The following is a 21,483-nucleotide window of genomic DNA, read 5'->3' on the forward strand; positions in this document are numbered from 1 at the left end:
ATGAAATTCCGCCGCACCCTGCTGGGCCTTGCCGCCGTCGCCGCCACGCTCGGCCTGTTCTCGACCGGCGCGATGGCGCAGGCCACCTACAAGCCCGAGTACAAGATGTCGCTGGTGCTGGGCCCGCCCACGCCGTGGGGCCAGGCCGGCAAGATCTGGGCCGACCTCGTGAAGGAGCGCACCCAGGGCCGCATCAACATCAAGCTGTACCCGGGCGTGTCGCTGATCCAGGGCGACCAGACGCGCGAGTTCAGCGCGCTGCGCCAGGGCGTGATCGACATGGCCGTGGGTTCGACCATCAACTGGTCGCCGCAAGTGAAGCAGCTCAACCTGTTCTCCATGCCCTTCCTGATGCCCGACTACGCGGCCATCGACGCGCTCACGCAAGGCGAAGTGGGCAAGGACATGTTCAAGACGCTCGACAAGGCCGGCGTGGTGCCGCTCGCCTGGGGCGAGAACGGCTTCCGCGAAATCACCAACTCGAAGAAGCCGATCAAGTCGCCGGCCGACATCAAGGGCATGAAGATCCGCGTGGTGGGCTCGCCCATCTACTCCGACATGCTCACCGCGCTGGGCGCCAACCCCACGCAGATGAGCTGGGCCGACGCACAGCCCGCGCTCGCCAGCGGCGCGGTCGACGGCCAGGAGAACCCGCTGTTCCTGTTCACCGTGCTCAAGATGCACACGGTGGGCCAGAAGTTCGTCACCACCTGGGGCTACGTGGCCGACCCGCTGGTGTTCGTCGTGAACAAGGAAATCTGGGCCTCGTGGACGCCGGCCGATCAGGCCATCGTGCGCCAGGCCGCGCTGGATGCCGGCAAGCAGGAAATCGCCATCGCGCGCAAGGGCCTGGTCGAAGCCGACAAGCCCGTGCTGAAGGACATCGCGGCCATGGGCGTGACGGTGACCAACCTCACGCCGGCCGAGCGCGACGCCTTCGTGAAGGCCACGCGCCCGGTGTACGACAAGTGGAAGTCGACCGTCGGCGTCGATTTGGTGGCCAAGGCCGAGAAGGCCATCGCCGCGCGCGCGAAGTAAGCCGCGCATCGCCGTGGATCGGGGGCGGCATGACAATGTCGCCATGCACACCCTGATCATCGACACGGACCCCGGCGCGGACGACGTGATCGCGCTGCTGTTCGCCCTGGCGGCGCCCGAATCGCTGGCGATTCAGGCGCTGACCACGGTGGCGGGCAATGTTCCCCTGGCCAAGACCTCGCGCAATGCGCGCCTGGCCTGCGAATGGGCCGGACGGCCGGAGCTTGCGGTCTACGCGGGCGCCGAACGGCCCCTGCAGCGCACACCGATCTACGCCGCCAACATCCACGGCCGCGAAGGCCTCACGGGCGTGGCCGTGCACGAGCCCGCCGTGCCGCTGGCCGAAGGCAGCGCCGTCGACTACCTCGTGCGCACATTGCGCGCCGCACCCGAGCACAGCGTGACGCTCGCCATGCTCGGCCCGCAGACCAACCTCGCACTGGCGCTCGAACAGGCGCCCGACATCGTGCGCGGCCTGCGCGAGCTGGTGCTCATGGCCGGCGCGCATTTCAACGGCGGCAACATCACGCCGGTGGCGGAGTTCAACGTGTTCGCCGACCCGCATGCGGCCGAGGCGGTGCTCAAGAGCGGCGTGCCGATCACGATGCTGCCGCTGGACGTGACGCACAAGATTCTCACGAGCGACGCGCGCATCGCGCGGCTGCGCCAGCTGGGCAACCGCGCGGGCGCGATCGTCGCCGACATCCTCGACGCCTACGCGCCGCAGGAGATGGCCCACTACGGCATGCCGGGCGGCCCGGTGCACGACGCCACCGTGACGGCCTACCTGCTGCGGCCCGACCTGTTCCAGGGCCGCCGCATCCACGTCGAGATCGACAGCCGCGAAGGCATGGGCTTCGGCCAGACCGTGGCCGACTGGCACGGCAGCCTGAAGCGGCCGGCCAATGTGCAGTGGATCGTCGACGGCGATGCGCAGGGCTTCTTCGACCTGCTGACGGAGCACATCGCGCGGCTGCCCTGAGCTTCAGGCCAAGCCCCATGAAAAAAGCCACGCTGCGGACAGCGTGGCTTTTTGTTTGGGTGCGGCAGCGGATCAGTGCTGCAGGATCTTGTTCAGGAAGTCCTTGGTGCGCGGCTGACGGTTTTCCGGGTGGTTGAAGAACTCGTCCTTCGGGCAGTCTTCGAGGATCTTGCCGCCCACGTCGATGAAGATCACGCGGCTCGCGACCTTGCGGGCGAAGGCCATTTCGTGCGTGACCACCATCATGGTCATGCCTTCCTTGGCCAGGCTCACCATCACGTCGAGCACTTCGCCGACCATCTCGGGGTCGAGCGCCGAGGTGGGTTCGTCGAACAGCATCACGATCGGGTCCATGCTCAGCGCACGGGCGATCGCCACGCGTTGCTGCTGGCCGCCCGACAGCTGGCCCGGGAACTTGTCCTTGTGCGCCATCAGGCCCACGCGGTCGAGCATCTTCAGGCCGCGGGTCTTGGCTTCGTCGGGCGTGCGGCCCAGCACCTTGATCTGCGCGATCGTGAGGTTCTCGGTCACCGACAGGTGCGGGAACAGCTCGAAGTGCTGGAACACCATGCCGACCTTGGAGCGCAGCTTGGGCAGGTTGGTCTTGGGGTCGTGCAGCGGGATGCCGTTGACGGTGATCTCGCCCTTCTGGAAGGGCTCGAGCGCGTTCACGGTCTTGATGAGCGTGGACTTGCCGGAACCCGACGGGCCGCACACCACCACCACGTCGCCCTTGGAGATGTTCACCGAGCAGTCGTTGAGCACCTGCACCGGGCCGTACCACTTGGAGACGTTCTTGATTTCAATCATTTTTTCGGACATTTGTTTCTCTCCGGTTCAGTTCAGCCAACTCGATCAGCGAATGATGGCGATTTTCTTGTGCAGGCGTTTCACCAGCCAGGAAAGGGCGTAGCACATGGCGAAGTACACGACCGCCGCCAGCAGGTAGGCCTCGATCGGACGGCCGAAGTTCTTGCCCGCCGTTTCAAAGCCCTTGAGCATGTCGTAGGCACCGATGGCGTAGACCAGCGAGGTGTCCTGGAACAGGATGATGGTCTGCGTGAGCAGCACCGGCAGCATGTTGCGGAAGGCCTGCGGCAGCACCACGAGGCGCATGTTCTGGCCGTAGGTCATGCCCACCGCCTGGCCCGCGTTCACCTGACCGCGCGGGATCGACTGGATGCCCGCGCGCATGATCTCGGAGAAGTAGGCCGCTTCGAACGCCACGAAGGTGATCACCGCCGAGATTTCCGAGCGGTAGTTCGAGCCGAGCGAACCGAACAGCGAATAGAACGACGCCGGCACCAGCAGGAAGAACCACAGGATCACCATCACCAGCGGGATGCTTCGCATGCCGTTGACGTACAGGGCCGCGGGCGCATCGAGCCACTTCTTGCCCGACAGGCGCATGAGCGCCAGGATCGTGCCGAAGATCACGCCACCAATGGTGGCCACCACCGTCAGCATGATGCTGAAGTAGAAGCCCTTGATGACGAAGTTGCTGATGACGTCCCAGTTGTAGAAGGACAGGTCGAGATTCATCATGTCAGTGTCCTCCGCCGCCAGCGCTGGCCGAGACGATGAAGCCCGGCACGCGGGTCTTCTTCTCGATGAACGCCATGAGCCGGTTGATGGCCAGGGCCGACACCACGTAGCACGCCGTCACCGCCAGGTAGACCTCGATGCCGCGCGAGGTTTCTTCCTGCGCCTGCATGGCGAACATGGTGAGTTCGGTGACCGACACGGCGAACGCGACGGACGAGTTCTTGAAGATGTTCATCGTCTCGCTCGTGAGCGGCGGGATGATGATGCGATACGCCATCGGCAGGATCACGTAGCGGTAGTACTGCGGCGTGGTGAAACCCACCGCCATGCCCGCGTAGCGCTGGCCCTTGGGCAGCGCCTGGATGCCGGAGCGCACCTGCTCGGCGATACGCGCCGAGGTGAAGAAGCCCAGTGCCAGCACCACGAGGATGAAGCTCGGTACGCCCTTCATCACGGGAACCAGCGCCGGAATCACGTGATACCAGAGGAAGATCTGCACCAGCAGCGGGATGTTGCGAAAGAGCTCCACCCATGCATTGCCGAAGCGCACCAGCCACGGACTGTCGGGCAGCGTGCGGATGATGCCGATCAGCGAGCCCAGCACCAGCGCGACGATCAGCGCCAGCAGCGCGACCGACACGGTCCAGCCCCAGGCCGAGAGCATCCATTGCAGGTAGCTCGGATATTCCCCCCCGGGGTCTTGCAGGAAGACCTGCCAATCCCAGTTTCCCATGTGTGTTTACTCCTTCAGCTTCTTTTCGAAAAACCGTCCCTTGAAAAGAAACGCCCACCGCGAAAGGTGGGCGTCCATTCACGCAGCGACGCGCGCTTATTCCTTGGTGACGTACTCTTCGGCCGGCTTGTCGTTCGGGTTGGCCCACGCGTTCTTGGTGGCTTCGCCCAGCGGCAGGTTGATGGTCACGTTGGCCGGGGGAATCGGCTTGAGGAACCACTTGTCATACAGCTTGGCGAGTTCGCCCGACTTGGCCTGGGCCTTGATGCTGTCGTCCACGGCCTTCTTGAAAGCCGGGTCGTCCTTGCGGATCATGATGGCGATGGGTTCCACGGCCAGCACGTCGTTCAGGATCTTGTAGTCCTTGGGCGACTTCGACTTGGCAGCCAGGGCAGCCAGGATCGAGCCGTCCATCACGAAGGCGTCGGCACGGCCGGTTTCCAGCAGCAGGAAGCTGTCGGAGTGGTCCTTGCCATAGACCTCCTTGAAGGTCAGGTTCTCGGCGCGCTTTTGCTTGCGCACCGTCTGCAGCGGCGTGGTGCCGGTGGTGGTGGCGACCGTCTTGTCCTTCAGGTCGGCCAGCGAGTTGATGCCCGAGTTGGCCTTGACGACGATCTTGGTTTCTTCGACGTAGGTGGTCACGCCGAAAGCCACGTCCTTCTGGCGGGTGGCGTTGTTGGTGGTGGAGCCGCACTCGATGTCCACGGTGCCGTTCTGCACCAGGGGGATGCGGTTCTGCGAAGTCACGGGCTGGTACTTGACTTCGAGCTTCTTGCCGGCGGCCTTCTCCAGGTCCTTGATGATGTTGGCGCAGACGTCGTAGTGGAAGCCGGTGTACTGGCCATTGCCGAGCGTGTACGAAAGGCCGGAGGACTCACGCACGCCTTCGGTGATGGTGCCCGAGGCCTTGATCTTGGCCAGGGTGTCATTGGCCTGTGCAAAGGCGCCGCTGGTGGCGAGCGCTGCGACAGCCAATGCCAATACTTGTTTTTTCATACGAAAAGCTCCTGAGGGTGACTGAAACAAATAGAACGAAATTCTAGACACTCGCATTTTGCGGGATACCCGGACCAACCCGGTGCATTCCACGGGCATCGCCGCCCGCCTCGCACCGGCCGCGCCCATCGGGGCGCCAGCCTGGTGCAATCCAGACATTTCGCATTGTCCGACTTTCACTAAGCAGCCTTTGTGCCCGGCATTCGGGCGGCTGTGCGTGGCGCAAGCAGCGACCGGCGATCCCCGGCGTGCAACGGCCGAAAAAAACTGCCGCGACTGTAGTGGCGGCGCGGCCTCGCCGCCAATGCTGATTGCGGGGGGCCGTATGCGTGGTGCTTATAGATTGTGCAGCGCACAAATCTGCAGCCATTCACACTCGCCCGCTCACTGCGGCGGCTGGGTTCCGACCAGGTAGGACCACAGGGCGTCGGCCGTGCGCTTGGGCTGCAGGCTTTCGGACAGCCCGGCCCGGGCCGCCGAGCGGCCGGCGCCGCCCTTCACCGGGACCGGCGCGGTGGGCCGCTCGCGGTAGGCGCGGATTTCCATCTTGGCCTCGAGGCTGTCGATCTCGGGCGGCAGCGCGCTCACCAGCTTGCGTGCCTTGATCTCCTTGCGCACCGCGCTCTGCGGCAGGAAGGCGATGCCGTGGCCTTCGAGCGCCATCACCTTCAGGCCTTCGGCCATGTCGGTCTCGTAGACGCGGTCCAGGTGGATGGCCGTGCCCGACTCTTTCAGCAACTGGTCGACCACGCGCCCGAGGTAGGCGCCCGGCGCGTAGCCCAGGTAGGGCAGCGGCTGGCCCGGGCGGCCCGGCAGCCGGTAGCGCGGCGCGCCCTCGGCATCGGCCTTGACCCAGGGGGCGACGGTTTCCTCGCCCAGGCTGACCATCTCGTACTTGTTGGCGTCCAGCTGCAGCGGCTGCGAGGGGTGGTGGTAGGCAATGAGCAGGTCGCAGCTGCCCTCGACCAGCCGCAGCACCGCGTCATGCACGTTGAGCGCGATGAGACGGCTCTTGATGGGCCCGAAGTGCTCGCGCAGGCTCGTGACCCACGAGGGAAAGAAGGTAAAGGCCAGCGTGTGCGGCACGGCGATCTCGATCACGTCCTGGCCGGCGGCCGAGTGGCCGCGCAGCATGGCGCGCGTGCTCTGCAGCGACTGCAGCATCTCGATGGCCTGGCTGTACAGCGTCTGGCCCGCGGGCGTGAGGCGCGTGGGGTAGGAGCTGCGGTCGACCAGGTCGGTGCCGGCCCATCCCTCGAGCGCCTGGATGCGCCGCGAGAACGCCGGCTGCGTCACGTGCCTCAACTGGGCCGAGCGGCTGAAGCTGCGGGTTTCCGCCAAGCTGATGAAGTCTTCGAGCCACTTTGTTTCCATACGCGGCGATTATGCGAGCGCCGCGCCATACTGGGCGCCCCCTCCTTTTCCCGCATGCGCCATGCCTTTCGACGACCTGCCTGAGCTCAGCGCCACCGAACTTTCGCGCAAGATCGCGGCCCGCGACGTGTCCTGCCGCGAGGTGATGCAGGCGTCGCTCGCCCGCATCGACGCGCTCAACCCGCAGTTCAACGCCATCGTCTCCCTGCGCGACCCCGCCCAGTTGCTGGCCGAGGCCGACGAACGCGACGCCGAGCTGGCGCGCGGCGAACGGCGCGGCTGGATGCACGGCTTTCCGCTGGCCGTGAAAGACCTGAGCCACGCCGCCGGCCTGCCGACCTCGATGGGCTCGCCGCTGTCGCCGCGCTCGCCCGCGCGCACCGACAGCCTGCACGTCGCCCGCATGCGTGCGGCCGGCGCCGTGGTCATCGGCAAGACCAACACGCCCGAGTTCGGCCTCGGCTCGCACACCTACAACACCGTGTTCGGCATCACGCGCAACGCCTACGCGCCCGATCGCAGCGCGGGCGGCAGCAGCGGCGGCGCGGCCGTGGCGCTGGCCCTGGGCATGCTGCCCGTGGCCGACGGCAGCGACATGATGGGCTCGCTGCGCAACCCCGCCGCCTTCAACAACGTGATCGGACTGCGCCCGTCGCGCGGCCGCGTGCCCGGCGACCCGGAGCAGGAACTCTTCTTCCAGCAGCTGGGCTGCGAGGGCCCGATGGGCCGCACCGTGGAAGACACGGCCCGGCTGCTGGCCGTGCAGGCGGGTTTCGACACGCGCGTGCCGCTGTCGTCACCGCACGCCCTGCCCTCGCCCGACGACCTGCAGCTGGACGGCGACGGGCGCGGCCTGCGCATCGGCTGGCTCGGCAGCCTCTGGCCGGAGCTGCCGCTGGCGCCGGGCGTGCGCGAACTCGGCGAGCAGGCGCTCGACACCTTCCGCACCATCGGCTGCGAGGTCGAACCCTGCACGCTCGACGTGCCGCGCGAGCACAACTGGAGCGCCTGGCTGCGATTGAGGCAACTGCTGGTGGGCGGCAAGCTCGGCGCCTACCTGAGCGACCCGAAGCTGTTCGCCCAGCTCAAGCCCGAGGCGCAATGGGAGATCGAGCAAAGCCGGCACCTGGACGCCGCCTCGCTGTACCAGGCCTCGCACTACCGCTCGAACGTGTACCGAGCCTTCCTCAAGCTCTTCGAGCGCTTCGACTTCGTGGTCGCGCCGACCGCGCAGGTGTTCCCGTTCGACGCCGAGCTGCACTGGCCGGCCGAGGTGAACGGCGTGAAGAGCGACACCTACCACCGCTGGATGGAGATCGTCACGCCCTTCACGCTGGCGGGCCTGCCCACGCTGAACGTGCGCGCGGGCTTCGGCGACGGCGGGCTGCCGATGGGCCTGCAACTGGCCGGGCCGATCCATGCCGACCTCGACGTGCTGCGGCTGGGCCATGCCTACGACCAGGCCTGCGGCTGGGCGGCGCGGCGCCCGCCGGCCCTGTCCTGATCGAATCTGATCAGATCGGCGTGAGCACGCCGCGCCCCGCGAAGTGCCCTTCGGCGTTCGCGAGGAAGTGGTCCACCGACTTCTGCGTGGCCTCGGGCGACCAGCCCGCCATGTGCGGCGTGAGCAGCACGTTGTCCAGGCCGATGAGCGGCTCGGGGCGCTTGGGTTCGCTCTCGTACACATCCAGGCCCGCGCCCGCGATGCGGTGTTCGCGCAGCGCCTTCGCCAGCGCCTCGGTGTCGACCACGCTGCCGCGGCCGATGCTCACGAGATAACCCTGCGGCCCCAGCGCGTCGAGCACTTCGGCATTGACCAGGTGCTTGGTCGCCGGCCCGCCCGGCGCGGCCAGCACCAGGAAGTCGGCCCAGGTGGCGAGTGACTTCAGGTCGTCGAAGTAGCGGTGCGTGGCGCCTTCGCGCGGCTTGCGGTTGTGATAGCCGATTTCCATGTCGAAGGCGGCGGCGCGCTTGGCGATCTTCTGGCCGATGGTGCCCAGCCCCAGGATGCCGAGCTTCTTGCCCGACACGTTCGGCGGCTGCGGAATGGCCTCGCGCCACACGCCTTCGCGGCACAACCGGTCGAGCGTGCGGAACTCGCGCACGATGCTGATGAGCAGGCCGAAGGCGTGGTCGGCCACGCAGTCGTCGTTGGTGCCGGCGCCGTTGGCGGTGGCGATGCCGCGTGCGCGCGTGACCTCGAGCGGCACGCCTTCGTAGCCCGCGCCCATGCAGCAGACCAGTTCGAGCGCCGGCATGGCGTCGATCTCGGCGGGCGTGAGGCCGATGACGCCGATGGTCAGCACCGCACGGAACTTGCTGCCGTGCTCGGCGATGGCGGCGGCGCGCTGCGCGTCGCCGAAGGCGTAGGTCATGTCGTAGACCTCGGCAATCTGGGCCTGGTGGGCGCTCGAGAGGCTGTTGAGCACCAGCAGGGGAATCTTGGTCGACACGTCTGAACTCCTGGAATCGGTGAAAGGAAAGAAGGGATGAATGATCGGGCTAGAGCATCGGCACTGCTTCGCTCTTCTGCAAAGCCCACATCTGGGCGTAGCGTCCCTGCTGGGCCAGCAGATTCGCGTGCGTGCCGCGCTCGACGATCACGCCCGATTCGAGCACCAGGATCTCGTGCGCCTCGACCACGGTCGACAGGCGGTGCGCGATGACCAGCGTGGTCTTGCCCTGCGCGGCGCTGCGCAGCTCGGACTGGATCGCGCGTTCGTTGGCCGAGTCGAGCGCCGAGGTGGCCTCGTCGAAGATCACGATCGGCGGGTTCTTCAAGAGCGTGCGCGCGATGGCCACGCGCTGCTTCTCGCCGCCCGAGAGCTTCAGGCCGCGCTCGCCCACCGTCGTTTCGTAGCCCTTGGGCGTGGCGGCGATGAAGTCGTGGATGCGCGCGGCCCGTGCGGCGCCTTCCACCTCTTCGCGCGTCGCGCCGGGGCGGCCGTAGGCGATGTTGTATTCGACCGTGTCGTTGAACAGCACCGTGTCCTGCGGCACGATGCCGATGGCGCGGCGCACGCTGGCCTGCTGCACGGCGCGGATGTCTTCGCCGCCGATGGTGATGCGGCCCTGCTGCACGTCGTAGAAGCGGTACAGGAGCCGCGCGAGCGTCGACTTGCCCGAGCCCGACGGGCCGACCACGGCCACTGTCTTGCCGGCGGGGATCTCGAAGCTCACGTGCTTGAGGATCGGGCGATCGGGTTCGTAGGCGAAACTCACGTCCTCGAAGCGGATGCTGGAATCGACGCCCGCCAGCGGCTGCGCACCGGGCGTGTCGCGCACCTCGCGCTCCTTCTCCATCAGCACGAACATCTTGTCCAGGTCGGTCAGGCTCTGCTTGATCTCGCGGTAGATCACGCCCAAAAAGTTGAGCGGAATGTAGAGCTGGATCATGAAGGCGTTGACCATCACCAGGTCGCCCAGCGTCATGCGCCCTTCGACCACGCCCGAGGTGGCGCGCCACAGCATCAGCACCAGGCTCACGGCGATCAGCAGCTGCTGGCCGGTGTTGAGCATGCTCAGCGTGCGCTGGCTCTTGATGGCGGCCTTGCGGTAGCGGTCGAGGCTGGCGTCGTAGCGCTTGGCCTCGAAGTCTTCGTTGTTGAAGTACTTGACCGTTTCGTAGTTCAGCAGCGAATCGACCGCGCGGCTTTGCGCCATCGAGTCGAGCTCGTTCATGGTCTTGCGAAACTGCGTGCGCCACTCGGTCACCGTGACGGTGAAGGTGATGTACAGCACCAACGCCACGCCCGTGATCCACACGAACAGCGCGTCGAACTTCACGCCCAATATGGTGAGCACCAGCGCCAGTTCGATGATGGTCGGCACGATGCTGTACAGCGACATCGAAATGAGCGAATGCACGCCGCGCGTGCCGCGCTCGATGTCGCGCGTCATGCCGCCGGTCTGGCGTTCCAGGTGAAAGCGCAGGCTCAGCGAGTGCAGGTGGCCGAACACCTCCAGCGCGATCTGCCGCGCCGTGCCCTCGGTGGCCTTGGCGAAGATCAGCTCGCGCAGCTCGCCGAAGAGCGCCGTGGAAAAGCGCAGCAGCCCGTAGGCCAGCAACAGCCCGATCGGCACGATGAGCAGCGCCTGCGCCATGTCGGGCTTGGGCGTCATCGTGTCGATGAGGTTCTTCAGCAGCACCGGCACGCCCACGTTGGCCACCTTGGCGCCCACCATGAAAGCCAGCGCGGCCATCACGCGCCATTTGTACTGCCAGAGATAGGGAAAGAGGCGACGCAGGGTCGCCCAGTCGGAACGGTCGGCGCGGTCCGGCGGATGGCCGCCAGGCGCATGGGGAGAGGAGGAAAGGGCTTCGCCGCTTCGGCGCATGGGGGACAATCGTGGGTGTTGTTGTTGCTTCAGATTGTGCCCATGTCCACCCCTTCCAGTGCCGCTTCCGCCGCAGCGGCCGCCGCCGCCACCCTCAAGAGCCTGCCCACCGACATGGAGCTGGTGCTCAAGGTCATTCCGATGCCGGCCGACTGCAACGCCAACGGCGACATCTTCGGCGGCTGGGTCATGGCGCAGTGCGACCTGGCCGGCTCGGTGATCCCGGCGCGCTACGCCAAGGGCCGCCAGGCGACGGTGGCGGTCAACGAGTTCATCTTCAAGCAGCCGGTGCGGCTGGGCGACATCCTCTCGTTCTATTCGAAGCTGGTGCGCGTGGGCCGCACCTCCATCACGGTGACGGTCGAGGTGTTCGCCGAGCGCTTCCGGGCCCAGGGCGAGTACATCAAGGTGACGCAGGCCACTTTCACCTACGTCGCCATCGACGACAACGGCCGCCCCCGCCCCATCGAACAGCCGGCGGCCTGAGCCGCCTTCAGGCGACGCCCATGCCGGCGTCGCGCACGCGCTCGAAGCACTCGAACTCGCGGTTGATCCAGCGCGCGTCGCGCCGCTCCACGCGGCGGATGTAGACCGACTGCACCACGTCGCGCGTGTGGGCGTCGATCTCGACCGGCCCGCGCGGGCTGTCCAGCCGCAGGCCGCGGAACGCATCCACCAGCCGCTCGGCGCCCGCCTTGCCGCCGCGCGCGCCCGGCGCGCTCAATGCGGCGTCGATGGCCGCGAGCCCGTCGTGCGCCGCCACGGCGAAGTAGCCCGGGCGCAGGTGGCTGCCGTACTCGGTCTCGAAGGCGCCCGCGAAACGCCGGTTGGCCGGCGACTCGTGGGCGAAGGAATAGTGGTGGCTGGTGACCAGTCCCTCGGCCAGTTCGCCGATGCCGTCCAGGTAGTGGTCGTCGGTGGCGTCGCCCGTGGCGAGCAGGCGGATGCCGGTATCGGCCATGCCGCGATCGCGCCAGAACTTCAGGAAGATGGCCGGCATCTGGCCCGACGGCAGGAAGAAGAACACGGCCTGCGGCTTGAGCTCGCGCAGGCGCAGCATGTAGGCCGAATAGTCGAGCGTGTTCAGCGGCACGCGCAGCATCGCGCCCACGCGCCCGCCGCCCGCGGTGATGCCGGAGACGAAGGCGCTTTCGGCGTCCACGCCCGAGGCGTAGTCGGCCACCACGGTGCACACGTCGCGCAGCCCCTGCTGCAGCGCCCAGCGCGCCAGCGGCGCCGTGACCTGCGCGATGGTGAACGACACCCGCACCATGAACGGCGAGCGCCCGGGGATGCCCGAGGAGGCGGCGTTCATGATCACGGTCGGCACGCGCGCCTGCGTGGCAACGGTGCCGACGGCGTAGGCGTTGGAGCTGAAGTCCAGCCCCGTGAGCAGGTCGACGCGCTCGCTCTCGATGAGGTCCTGCGCCTGGCGCCGCGCCTGCTCGGGCGCGCTGCCGGGCACGTCGCGGCGCAGCAGCTCGACCGGCCGGCCCGCGATCTGCTGCTTGTGGTCGGCCAGCCAGACCGCCATGCCGGCGTCGAACTGCCGCCCGCCGCCCGCATAGGGCCCCGACCACGAGCCGATGACCCCGATGCGCAACGGCCGCACGCGCGCCAGCACCAGCGAGGGCGCCGCGAGCGTGCCCGCAAGTAAGCCCAAAGCATGCCGGCGCGTCGGCCCGAATGCTACTTTTTCAGTAGCACGCATCGCCCGCGTGGCGGGCATTGTGGGCGGGTTGACGTCTGGAGCAGGCACGAGGAACAGTGTACGCAGGCACCGTCCGCAGGCAAGTCCACGGAAGGCTTAGACCTTCGAGAAATCAGGCTTGCGCTTCTCCATGAACGCACCGAACGCTTCCTTGGCAGCGGGCTCGCGCAGCATGCGGCCGAAACTCGCGCCTTCTTCGCCCATGCGCTCGAGCACGGCGGGCATCTGCGCCTTCTTCAGCAGGCGCTTGGTCTCGATCAGCGCGCTCAGCGGCTTGGCCGCGAGCTTGCGCGCCTGCGTCTGCGCGATGCCGTTGGCTTCAGTCGGCGGCACCACGCGGTTGACCAGGCCCACTTCGAGCGCGGCCTCGGCCATGAAGGGCTCGCCCAGCAGCAGGGCTTCGGCGGCGCGGTGATAGCCCAGCATCTGCGGCACCAGCAGGCTCGACGCGGCCTCGGGGCACAGGCCCAGGTTGACGAAGGGCATCGAGAACGCCGCGTTGTCGCCTGCGTAGACGAGGTCGCAGTGGAACAGCATCGTGGTGCCGATGCCCACGGCCGGGCCGCACACGGCGGCGACGATGGGCTTGGGGAAGGTGGCGATGCCGCGCAGGAAGCGGAACACCGGCGATTCCTGCGTGGAGGCCGGGCCGTTGAGGAAGTCGCCGATGTCGTTGCCGGCGCTGAAGATCGTCGGGTCGCCCTGGATCAGCACGCAGCGCACGGCGGCTTCGCTCTCGGCCGTGGCGAGCGCGTCGGCCAGCGCGGCGTACATGCTGCTGGTGATCGAGTTCTTCTTGTCGACGCGGTTGAAGGTGATGGTCATCACGCCGGCTTCGGTGTGGACGAGGATGTCGCTCATGGAAAGATCCTTGGGTAGGTAAAACGGGGGGCGACGCGCTCAGGCGTCGATGGCTTCGCGGACGAAATCGAGGCGGTCCTGGCCCCAGAACATCTGGTCGCCGACGAACATGGTGGGGGCGCCGAACACGCCGCGCTCCACCGCCTCCTGCGTGACCGCCTTGAGGCGGTCTTTCACGTCCTGCGCGCCGGCCAGCGCGAGCAGGCCCGCGGCGTCGAAGCCTGCATTTTGCAAGACGGCGCCGACGGTCGCGGGGTCGTTGAGGTTCTTCGGCTCGACCCACATCGCATGGAACACCGCGTCGATGTACGCACCGAAGCGTTCGGGCATCTTCATCTGCACGCCGGTGGCGCCGCGCATCAGCAGCAGCGTGTTGATCGGGAAGTGCGGGTTGTGCACGAAGGGCACGCCGTAGCGCCTGGCAAAGCGCTGCAGGTCGGTCGTGAGGTACGGGCCCTTGGCCTTGATCTCGGCGGGCGAATGGTTGCCCGTGGCCTGGAACACGCCGCCCAGCAGCATGGGCTTCCAGACCAGCTCGGCACCGGTGTCGGCGCACACGTGCGGCAGCTGCGTGGCGGCCAGGTAGGCGGCGGGGCTGCCGACGTCGAAATAGAACGCGACGGATTTCGTCATGGGTGTCGTCTCCTTGGGGCTGTGCGTCGCGATGCGATGCGTAGCGCGGCGCCGGTCAGAACTTCTCGGACCAGGGGCGCAGGTCCAGCTCGTGCGTCCACGCGTCGCGCGGCTGCGCATGCAGCATCCAGTAGCTGTCGGCGATGTGGTCCGGGTTCAGGATGCCGTCACTGTCCTTCAGCGCATAGCGCTCGGGGAAGTTGCTGCGGATGAACTCGGTGTCGATGGCGCCGTCGACCACGACGTGCGCGACGTGGATGCCCTGCGGCCCCAGCTCGCGTGCCATCGATTGGGCCAACGCGCGCAGCGCCATCTTGGCGCCCGAGAAGGCGCCGAAGTTGGCGGCGCCGCGCAGCGAAGCCGTCGCGCCCGTGAAGATGATCGTGCCGCGGTGGCCGCCGGCCGGCATCTCCCGCGCCACCATCCGCTTGGCCACTTCGCGGCCGTTGAGGAAGCCCGAGAAGCAGGCCATCTCCCACACCTTGAAGTACTTGCGCGCGGTTTCGGTGAGGATGCTCTCGGGCACGTTCGCGCCGATGTTGAACACCATCACCTCGATCGGCCCGACGGTCGATTCGATCTGCTCGATGAGCGCCACCACTTCCTCTTCCTTGCGTGCATCGCAGGCGAAGGCGTGGGCCCGGCCGCCGTCGGCCTCGATCTGCGCCACCAGCGGCTGCAGCTTGTCGAGGCTGCGCCGCGTGACGCAGGTGGCGTAGCCTTCGCGCGCGAAGCGGCGGGCGATGGCGCCGCCGGTGGCGTCGCCCGCGCCGACGATCAATGCAGCCTTGGTGAGCGCCATGACAGTCATTCCTTGTAGTAGACGATCTGGTTCGACGTGGCCAGCAACGCGCCCTTCTCGCTCCACAGCTGCGCCTTCTGGTCGAAGAAGCCATTGAAGAACTGCTGCCCCGCCGCGCAGCCCAGCAGGTAGCCCGTGCCGACCTCGGCCAGCTCGGCGGCGCCGACATGGAAGTAGGTGGTGATCGACACCGTGCCCGCGGGCACGTGCGTGGCGCGGCGCAGCCACACGCGCGGGTAGAACACGTCGCTCAACGCGGCGAGCGAGGCGAAGTCGAGCGGGCGGGCCTGCGCGTCGCGCACCCACAGGCGCGTTTCGCTGTGCTGCAGGCTGCCGTCCCACTTGGCGGGAATGCCGCCGCTGAAGGGGCGCATCTCGTACTGCTCGAGCCAGGCCACGCCCGACGGGCCGATGCGGATGCGATCGACGGCCTCGGGCTTCGGCGCCTCGGGCATCGTGAGGTCGGCCTGGCTCCAGGTGTCGCGGCGCGCGGCCGTGACCACGGTGGCGGTGGTCGTCATGTTCGCAGCGCCGTCGGCGCCGGGCTGCGTGATCGTCACCGTCCAGTGCTGCGTCGAGCGGTTGGTGCGCACGGCGATGGCCTGGATGTCGAACGCGCCTTCGCCGAGCGCGGCCGCGTAGTTGACGGTCAGCGCGATGGGCGTGCCGAGCAGGTCGGGGTGCTGGAGCACCGCCTGCAGCGCGAGCGCCGCGGTGGTGCCGCCGAACGGGCCGACCATGTTCCAGTAGTCGGGACTCGTGGTGCCCGTGAAGTGCCCCACGCGGATGTCGCTGTGGTGCAGGGCCAGGGCTTTGTCGAGGGGGTGTGGGGTCGTGCTGCTCATGGTGATCGCCAGTGTGCCTTCGGAGGATGACCTCACGCAGTCGTGTGCGGGACGTTGGCGTGCTGCACTGCCGCAGGCGCGGTCAGCGCGGCGAGCCGGTGCAGCTTGTCGAGTGTGCTCGGCCACAGGCTCTGGCTGAACTGCTCGCGGAAGAAGCCGAAGTGGCCGATGCGCCGCGCCTGCACGTCGGCCGGCGCGATGCGCTCCACCGCGCTCGGCGCGCCTGCATAAAAACTCACGAGGCTGCGCGTGCCCGCATGCGTCATCAGCTCGTCGTCGGTCATCGAGAGCGCGAGCACCGGGAAGCGCACGCGCGCATAGCTTTGCAGCGCGGGCTCGCCTTCGGCGCCCACGCTGTAGCGCGGGTTCAGGCACCAGCGGCGCCATTGCAGGATCACGCCGCGCGGCAGGTCGCCGACCTTCTTCAGCTTGCGGCCTGGGAAGTAGCCCCACAGGCGCGTCGCCAGCGGCACCAGCACGAACCAGAAGTAGAGGATGCTGCGCCGCAGCTTCGGCGCGTTCTCGCGCCAGTAGCCGCTGCCGGCCGCGATGCTCACGAGGCCGTCGACCTGCCCGGGCCGCTGCAGGAAGCCCGGCAGCTGCGCGCCGAGGCTGTGGCCCAGCAGGTACAGCGGCTGGTCGGGCAGCGCGGCCTTGGCGGCGTCGATCACCGCCTCGTAGTCGCGCGCCCAGTCGAACAGGTCGGCCTGGAAACCGCGCAGCGGCGCATCGCCGAGCGAGTCGCCGCTGCCGCGGTAGTCGAAGGTCCAGACCCGCAGGCCTTGCCCCGCGAGCCAGTGCGCGAAGGGCTCGTAGAACGACTGGCGCACGCCCATCGCACCGCCGATGACGATGCTGGCGCGCGGGGCGTCGGCGGGGTCGTAGCGGCGCACCGCCAGTTGCACACCGCCATCGACCGGGATCTGGTGCGCTTGCATGGGCCTGCCTCCTTCTTCGTTGATCAACCACCGCCCTGCGGCGTAGCGAGCGGGATGAGATGCAAGGCGCGGGTGGCGGGAAACCGGAGCGACCTGACGGGTCGTGAGGATTTCCCGACGGGCCCCGCAACGCCGCAGATCGCCCGCGCAGTAGCCGCTAGACGCGTTCGAAGATGCCTGCGGCGCCTTGTCCCATGCCCACGCACATCGTGACCATGCCGTACTTCAGCTTCTCGCGGCGCAGCGCGTGCACCACGGTGGCCGCGCGGATCGCGCCGGTCGCGCCCAGCGGGTGGCCCAGTGCAATGGCGCCGCCCATCGGGTTGACCTTCGACGGGTCGAGCCCCAGCGTGTTCATCACCGCGAGCGATTGCGCGGCGAAGGCTTCGTTGAGTTCGAACCAGTCGATGTCCTCGTGCTTCAGGCCCGCATAGCGCAGCGCAGCCGGAATCGCCTCGATCGGGCCGATGCCCATGATGTGCGGCGGCACACCCTTGCTGGCGAAGCTCACGAAGCGCGCGAGCGGCGTGAGGCCGTACTGCTTGATGGCCTTCTCGCTGGCCAGGATCAGCGCGCCCGCGCCGTCCGAGGTCTGCGAGCTGTTGCCGGCCGTCACCGTGCCGCGCGCGGCAAACACGGTGCGCAGCTTGGCCAGGCCCTCGATGCTGGTGTCGGGACGCGCGCCTTCGTCCAGGCTCACGGTGCGGGTCTTGGCGATCGACTCGCCGGTCTCGAGGTTCGGCGTGCGGTCGGTCACTTCGATCGGAGTGATCTCGTCGGCGAACTTGCCGGCGGCCTGCGCGGCCAGTGCCTTCTGGTGCGAGGCCAGCGCGAACGCGTCCTGCGCCTCGCGGCTCACCTTCCACTGCTGCGCGACCTTCTCGGCCGTGAGGCCCATGCCGTAGGCAATGCCCACGTCGCCTTCGCGCTCGAAGATGGAGGGCGACAGCGAGGGCGAGTTGCCCATCATCGGCACCATGCTCATGCTCTCGACGCCGGCCGCGATCATCACGTCGGCCTCGCCGACGCGGATGCGGTCCGCCGCCATCTGCACGGCCGACAGGCCGGAGGCGCAGAAGCGGTTGACGGTGATGCCGCCGATGCTGGTCGGCAGGCCGGCCAGCACCGCGCCGATGCGCGCGACGTTCAGGCCCTGCTGCGATTCGGGAATCGCGCAGCCGCAGATGATGTCTTCGATGGCCTTCGGGTCGAGGCCAGGAACTGCCGCGAGTGCTGCCTTCAGCGTGGTCGCGAGCAGGTCGTCGGGACGGTAGTTGCGGAAGTAGCCGCGGTGCGACTTGCCGATGGGCGTGCGGGTGGCGGAGACGATGTAGGCGTCTTGTACTTGCTTGCTCATGAAATCTGTCCTTAGTTGCGCACGGGCTTGCCGGTGCTGAGCATGCCCATGATTCGCTCTTGCGTCTTGGGGTGCACGATGAGCGAGCAGAACGCCTTGCGCTCCAGCGTCATCAGGTATTCCTCGGTCACGAGCGAGCCCGCGTCCACGTCGCCGCCGGTGACCACGTTGGCGATCAGGCTGGCAATGTGGAAGTCGTGCGCACTGATGAAGCCGCCGTCGCGCATGTTCACGAGCTGGCCCTTGATCGTCGCGGCGCCGCTGCGGCCCGCCACGCGGAAGGTGCGGCGCAGCGGCGGGCGGTAGCCGGCGTCGGCCATGGCCTTGGCCTGCTGCAGTGCCACGTAGAGCAGCTCGTCCTTGTTCGGCACGATCACGTCGCTGTCGAGCAGGTAGCCCAGCTTCTTCGAGTCGAGCGCGCCGGTGCCGACCTTCGCCATCGCCGCGGCGGTGAAGCCTTCGGTGAGGAAGGGCAGCAGGTCGGTGCCCGTCGAGGCCGATGCGTTCTCGGCTGCGCGGCGTGCGATGTAGGTCAGGCCGCCCGCGCCGGGGATCAGGCCCACGCCGACTTCGACCAGGCCGATGTAGCTCTCCATCGCGACGACGCGCTTGGCCGAGTGGATGGCCAGCTCGCAGCCGCCGCCCAGCGCCATGCCGCGCACGGCCGAGATCACCGGCACGTTGGCATAGCGGATCTTGAGCATGACGTTCTGCAGCTCTTCTTCCGCGCCTTCGACCGCACCGATGCCCGCGACCACGAAGGCCGGCAGCATCGCCTGCAGGTCGGCGCCGACCGAGAACACCTCGTCGGGCGACCAGATCACCAGGCCCTTGTATTCGGCCTCGGCCAGGTCGACCGCGGCGCCGAGCGCCTCGGCCACGTCGGGGCTGATGGCGTGCATCTTCGACTGGATGCTCGCGATGAGCACCTCACCGTCGAGCGTCCACACGCGCACATCGCCTTCGTCGCTGATCGTGGTACCGGACGTGTTGGCATCGGCCGCGTTCGCGCCGAGCACGCTCTCGGGGAACAGCTGGCGGTCGTGCACGGGCAGCTTGCGCTGCGGCACGAATTTGTTCTGCGAGGCGCTCCACGAGCCTTCAGGCGTGTGCACGCCGCCGGCTTGCGCGACCGGGCCTTCGAAGACCCACTTGGGCAGCGGCGCCGTGCTGAGTGCCTTGCCAGCGTCGATGTCTTCCTGCACCCACTTGGCGACCTGCGCCCAGCCGGCTTCCTGCCAGAGTTCGAACGGGCCCTGCTTCATGCCGAAGCCCCAGCGCATCGCGAAGTCGATGTCGCGCGCGCTCTCGGCGATGTCGGCCAGGTGCACGGCGGCGTAGTGGAAACCGTCGCGCAGGATGGCCCACAGGAACTGGCCTTGCGGTCCTTCGCTCTCGCGCAGCAGCTTCAGGCGTTCGCCCGCGGGCTTCTTGAGCATGCGGCCGTACACCTCGTCGGCCTTGGCGCCAGCGGGCACGTACTCGCCGCTCTTCAGGTCGAAGCGCAGGATGTCGCGGCCGACCTTCTTGAAGAAACCGGCCTTGGCCTTCTGGCCCAGGTTGCCCAGCTCCAGCAGCTTGGCGAGCACGGGCGGCGTCGCGAAGTTGGCGTAGAACGGATCGGTCTCGGCGTTCAGGTTGTCCTGCAGCGTCTTCACGACGTGGGCCATGGTGTCCAGGCCCACCACGTCGGCGGTGCGGAAAGTGCCCGAACTTGCGCGGCCCAGCTTCTTGCCGGTGAGGTCGTCCACCACGTCAGGCGTGAGGCCGAACTTCTCGACTTCCTTCAGCGTGGCCAGCATGCCGGCGATGCCGACGCGGTTGGCGATGAAGTTGGGCGTGTCGTGCGCACGCACCACGCCCTTGCCGAGCGTGCTGGTGACGAAGGCCTCGAGGTCGTCGAGCACCTGGGGCTGCGTGGTGGGCGTGTTGATCAGCTCCACCAGGAACATGTAGCGCGGCGGGTTGAAGAAGTGAATGCCGCAGAAACGCGGCTTCAGGGCTTCAGGCAGTGCTTCGCTGAGCTTGGTGATCGACAGGCCCGAGGTGTTCGAGGCCAGGATCGAATGCTTGGCCACGTGCGGCGCGATCTTCTTGTACAGATCGAGCTTCCAGTCCATGCGCTCTGCAATGGCTTCGATGATGAGGTCGCACTCGCCGAGCTTGGCGAGGTCGTCGTCGTAGTTGGCCTGCTCGATCAGGCCCGCGTCGGCCACGTCACCCAGGGGCGCGGGCTTGAGCTTCTTGAGGTTGTCGATGGCGCGCGTGACGATGCCGTTCTTCGGGCCTTCCTTGGCGGCCAGGTCGAACAGCACGACAGGCACGCGCACGTTGACGAGGTGGGCGGCAATCTGCGCGCCCATCACGCCGGCGCCGAGCACGGCGACCTTCTTCACTTGAAATCGGGACATGGCTGAGTTTCGAAGTTATGAATCAGTTCGGGGAACACTGCGGAACCGGTTTGACCGGGCCGCTGGTGTTGCCCCTTGAGGGGGAGGCTGCTACACGAAGTGAGCAGCTACGGGAGTGGGTCAAGCTATCAAGCACAAAAGGGAATCTCCGCTGCATCGGTGACGCGCTATGCCGAGTCCGAGTCGGCCCTTGAGGTCGGTGGCGACTCGTCTGCTGCCAGTGAGTTCGCAAGGAGAACCAGTCCTCCAAAACCAAACAGGCCGCAGATCGCCCAACCGAAACCGACCCACCACGGGAATGTCGCCGAGCCGCCTCTGTACCCGGTAGCAATGGGGACAGTTGCGAATATCCCAAGAAAGAAGATGACAGCGGCCGCAGCAGCAGCAACCGCCACGAGGGCAAGGCCACCGATCAACTTTCCCGATGAGACACTCATGTCACATGGCCTCCGTTGCGCCGCTTACTGCACACGGTTCCAGGTTTGGGTGCGCCAGAAGGGGCCGAGGTAGCCGCGCACTTCCAGCTTCTTGCCGCCGTCGATGGGCGTGAAGCTCGCGCGGTATTCCTTGCCGTTCTCGGGGTCGAGGATCTTCCCGCCTTCCCAGACGTCCTTGCCCTCGGCCTTCTTGCCGCCACGGATGATCTCCAGGCCCGCGATGGGCTTGCCCTTGCGGTCGTCGGCGCATTCGTCGCAGGTGGCGTCGGGCTTGGTGTCTTTCTTCAACGACTTCTCGATGCGACCGAGCAGCGCGCCGTTGGCGTCGGCGATGCGGATCTCGGCCTTGGCCTCGCCGGTCTTGTCGTCGACGTTGCGCCACAGGCCCACCGGCGTGCTCTGGGCGATGGCCGAGACGGCGGTGACGGTGAACAAGACGGCTGCAAGCGTTGCTTTCATGAGCGGGCTCCCGGTGGGTCGAT

Annotated in this window: 20 protein-coding genes; 4 read left to right on the top strand and 16 right to left on the bottom strand. The window is 67.4% G+C overall.

What is annotated here, in order from left to right; all coding sequences use genetic code 11:
• Together FFI97_RS27340 and FFI97_RS27345 are read left to right on the top strand one after the other, a co-directional pair.
• The gene (locus FFI97_RS27340; protein ID WP_062471046.1) at window positions 1-1,038 is read left to right on the top strand and encodes a DctP family TRAP transporter solute-binding subunit; all 1,038 of its coding nucleotides are present in this window, start codon (window positions 1-3) and stop codon (window positions 1,036-1,038) included.
• A 43-nt stretch (window positions 1,039-1,081) separates the two neighbouring features.
• On the top strand, window positions 1,082-2,020 hold the full coding sequence (locus FFI97_RS27345; protein ID WP_139701449.1) for a nucleoside hydrolase: 939 nt from the start codon (window positions 1,082-1,084) through the stop codon (window positions 2,018-2,020).
• Between the two features lie 72 nt (window positions 2,021-2,092).
• On the opposite strand, the gene FFI97_RS27350 is transcribed toward FFI97_RS27345, so the two are convergent.
• The 5 genes from FFI97_RS27350 to FFI97_RS27370 all read right to left on the bottom strand — a co-directional run bounded on the left by FFI97_RS27350 (window position 2,093) and on the right by FFI97_RS27370 (window position 6,668).
• Window positions 2,093-2,830: an amino acid ABC transporter ATP-binding protein gene (locus FFI97_RS27350; protein ID WP_056576214.1), complete on the bottom strand. Its 738-nt coding sequence runs from the start codon at window positions 2,828-2,830 to the stop codon at window positions 2,093-2,095.
• A 45-nt stretch (window positions 2,831-2,875) separates the two neighbouring features.
• Entirely contained in the window at window positions 2,876-3,565 is a 690-nt protein-coding gene (locus FFI97_RS27355; RefSeq protein ID WP_070060204.1) for an amino acid ABC transporter permease, read from the bottom strand.
• A gap of 1 nt (window position 3,566) precedes the next feature.
• Window positions 3,567-4,298: an amino acid ABC transporter permease gene (locus tag FFI97_RS27360; protein WP_139701450.1), complete on the bottom strand. Its 732-nt coding sequence runs from the start codon at window positions 4,296-4,298 to the stop codon at window positions 3,567-3,569.
• 96 nt (window positions 4,299-4,394) lie between these two features.
• Window positions 4,395-5,294 (bottom strand): amino acid ABC transporter substrate-binding protein, encoded by a 900-nt coding sequence (locus FFI97_RS27365; protein ID WP_062471058.1) that lies wholly within the window; start codon window positions 5,292-5,294, stop codon window positions 4,395-4,397.
• A gap of 384 nt (window positions 5,295-5,678) precedes the next feature.
• Window positions 5,679-6,668 carry a LysR substrate-binding domain-containing protein gene (locus FFI97_RS27370; RefSeq protein WP_095949530.1) on the bottom strand — a complete coding sequence of 330 codons (990 nt, stop codon included), beginning with the start codon at window positions 6,666-6,668 and terminating at the stop codon, window positions 5,679-5,681.
• Window positions 6,669-6,729: 61 nt separating this feature from the next.
• Here FFI97_RS27370 and FFI97_RS27375 point away from each other — a divergent pair, with 61 nt between their 5' ends.
• The gene (locus FFI97_RS27375; RefSeq protein ID WP_139701451.1) at window positions 6,730-8,172 is read left to right on the top strand and encodes an amidase; all 1,443 of its coding nucleotides are present in this window, start codon (window positions 6,730-6,732) and stop codon (window positions 8,170-8,172) included.
• 10 nt (window positions 8,173-8,182) lie between these two features.
• Here FFI97_RS27375 and FFI97_RS27380 read toward each other — a convergent pair whose 3' ends face one another.
• Together FFI97_RS27380 and FFI97_RS27385 are read right to left on the bottom strand one after the other, a co-directional pair.
• Complete coding sequence (locus tag FFI97_RS27380) at window positions 8,183-9,121, bottom strand: 2-hydroxyacid dehydrogenase (protein ID WP_139701452.1); 939 nt, start codon at window positions 9,119-9,121, stop codon at window positions 8,183-8,185.
• Window positions 9,122-9,170: 49 nt separating this feature from the next.
• Entirely contained in the window at window positions 9,171-11,006 is a 1,836-nt protein-coding gene (locus FFI97_RS27385; protein WP_139701453.1) for an ABCB family ABC transporter ATP-binding protein/permease, read from the bottom strand.
• Window positions 11,007-11,048: 42 nt separating this feature from the next.
• On the opposite strand from FFI97_RS27385, the gene FFI97_RS27390 reads away from it, so the two are divergent.
• Window positions 11,049-11,492, top strand: a complete 444-nt coding sequence (locus FFI97_RS27390) for an acyl-CoA thioesterase (protein ID WP_139701454.1) — start codon at window positions 11,049-11,051, stop codon at window positions 11,490-11,492.
• A gap of 7 nt (window positions 11,493-11,499) precedes the next feature.
• Here FFI97_RS27390 and FFI97_RS27395 read toward each other — a convergent pair whose 3' ends face one another.
• The 9 genes from FFI97_RS27395 to FFI97_RS27435 form a co-directional block, all read right to left on the bottom strand.
• Entirely contained in the window at window positions 11,500-12,618 is a 1,119-nt protein-coding gene (locus tag FFI97_RS27395) for an ABC transporter substrate-binding protein (protein ID WP_139701560.1), read from the bottom strand.
• 195 nt (window positions 12,619-12,813) lie between these two features.
• Window positions 12,814-13,578 carry an enoyl-CoA hydratase gene (locus FFI97_RS27400; protein WP_070060210.1) on the bottom strand — a complete coding sequence of 255 codons (765 nt, stop codon included), beginning with the start codon at window positions 13,576-13,578 and terminating at the stop codon, window positions 12,814-12,816.
• Between the two features lie 39 nt (window positions 13,579-13,617).
• A complete protein-coding gene (locus FFI97_RS27405; protein ID WP_139701455.1) occupies window positions 13,618-14,211 on the bottom strand; it encodes a 2-hydroxychromene-2-carboxylate isomerase in 594 nt (197 codons plus the stop codon).
• 55 nt (window positions 14,212-14,266) lie between these two features.
• Entirely contained in the window at window positions 14,267-15,013 is a 747-nt protein-coding gene (locus FFI97_RS27410) for an SDR family oxidoreductase (protein WP_095949525.1), read from the bottom strand.
• A gap of 5 nt (window positions 15,014-15,018) precedes the next feature.
• Window positions 15,019-15,858 carry an acyl-CoA thioesterase gene (locus FFI97_RS27415; RefSeq protein WP_139701456.1) on the bottom strand — a complete coding sequence of 280 codons (840 nt, stop codon included), beginning with the start codon at window positions 15,856-15,858 and terminating at the stop codon, window positions 15,019-15,021.
• Window positions 15,859-15,890: 32 nt separating this feature from the next.
• A complete protein-coding gene (locus FFI97_RS27420) occupies window positions 15,891-16,796 on the bottom strand; it encodes an alpha/beta fold hydrolase (RefSeq protein WP_139701457.1) in 906 nt (301 codons plus the stop codon).
• A 157-nt stretch (window positions 16,797-16,953) separates the two neighbouring features.
• On the bottom strand, window positions 16,954-18,153 hold the full coding sequence (locus FFI97_RS27425) for an acetyl-CoA C-acyltransferase (protein ID WP_062471086.1): 1,200 nt from the start codon (window positions 18,151-18,153) through the stop codon (window positions 16,954-16,956).
• An 11-nt stretch (window positions 18,154-18,164) separates the two neighbouring features.
• Window positions 18,165-20,564 carry a 3-hydroxyacyl-CoA dehydrogenase/enoyl-CoA hydratase family protein gene (locus FFI97_RS27430; RefSeq protein ID WP_139701458.1) on the bottom strand — a complete coding sequence of 800 codons (2,400 nt, stop codon included), beginning with the start codon at window positions 20,562-20,564 and terminating at the stop codon, window positions 18,165-18,167.
• A gap of 461 nt (window positions 20,565-21,025) precedes the next feature.
• Window positions 21,026-21,460 (bottom strand): DUF2147 domain-containing protein, encoded by a 435-nt coding sequence (locus FFI97_RS27435; protein WP_139701459.1) that lies wholly within the window; start codon window positions 21,458-21,460, stop codon window positions 21,026-21,028.
• Between the last annotated feature and the right edge of the window lie 23 nt (window positions 21,461-21,483).

The organism is Variovorax sp. KBS0712, assembly GCF_006323185.2.
Taxonomy (GTDB): Bacteria; Pseudomonadota; Gammaproteobacteria; order Burkholderiales; family Burkholderiaceae_C; genus Variovorax; species Variovorax boronicumulans.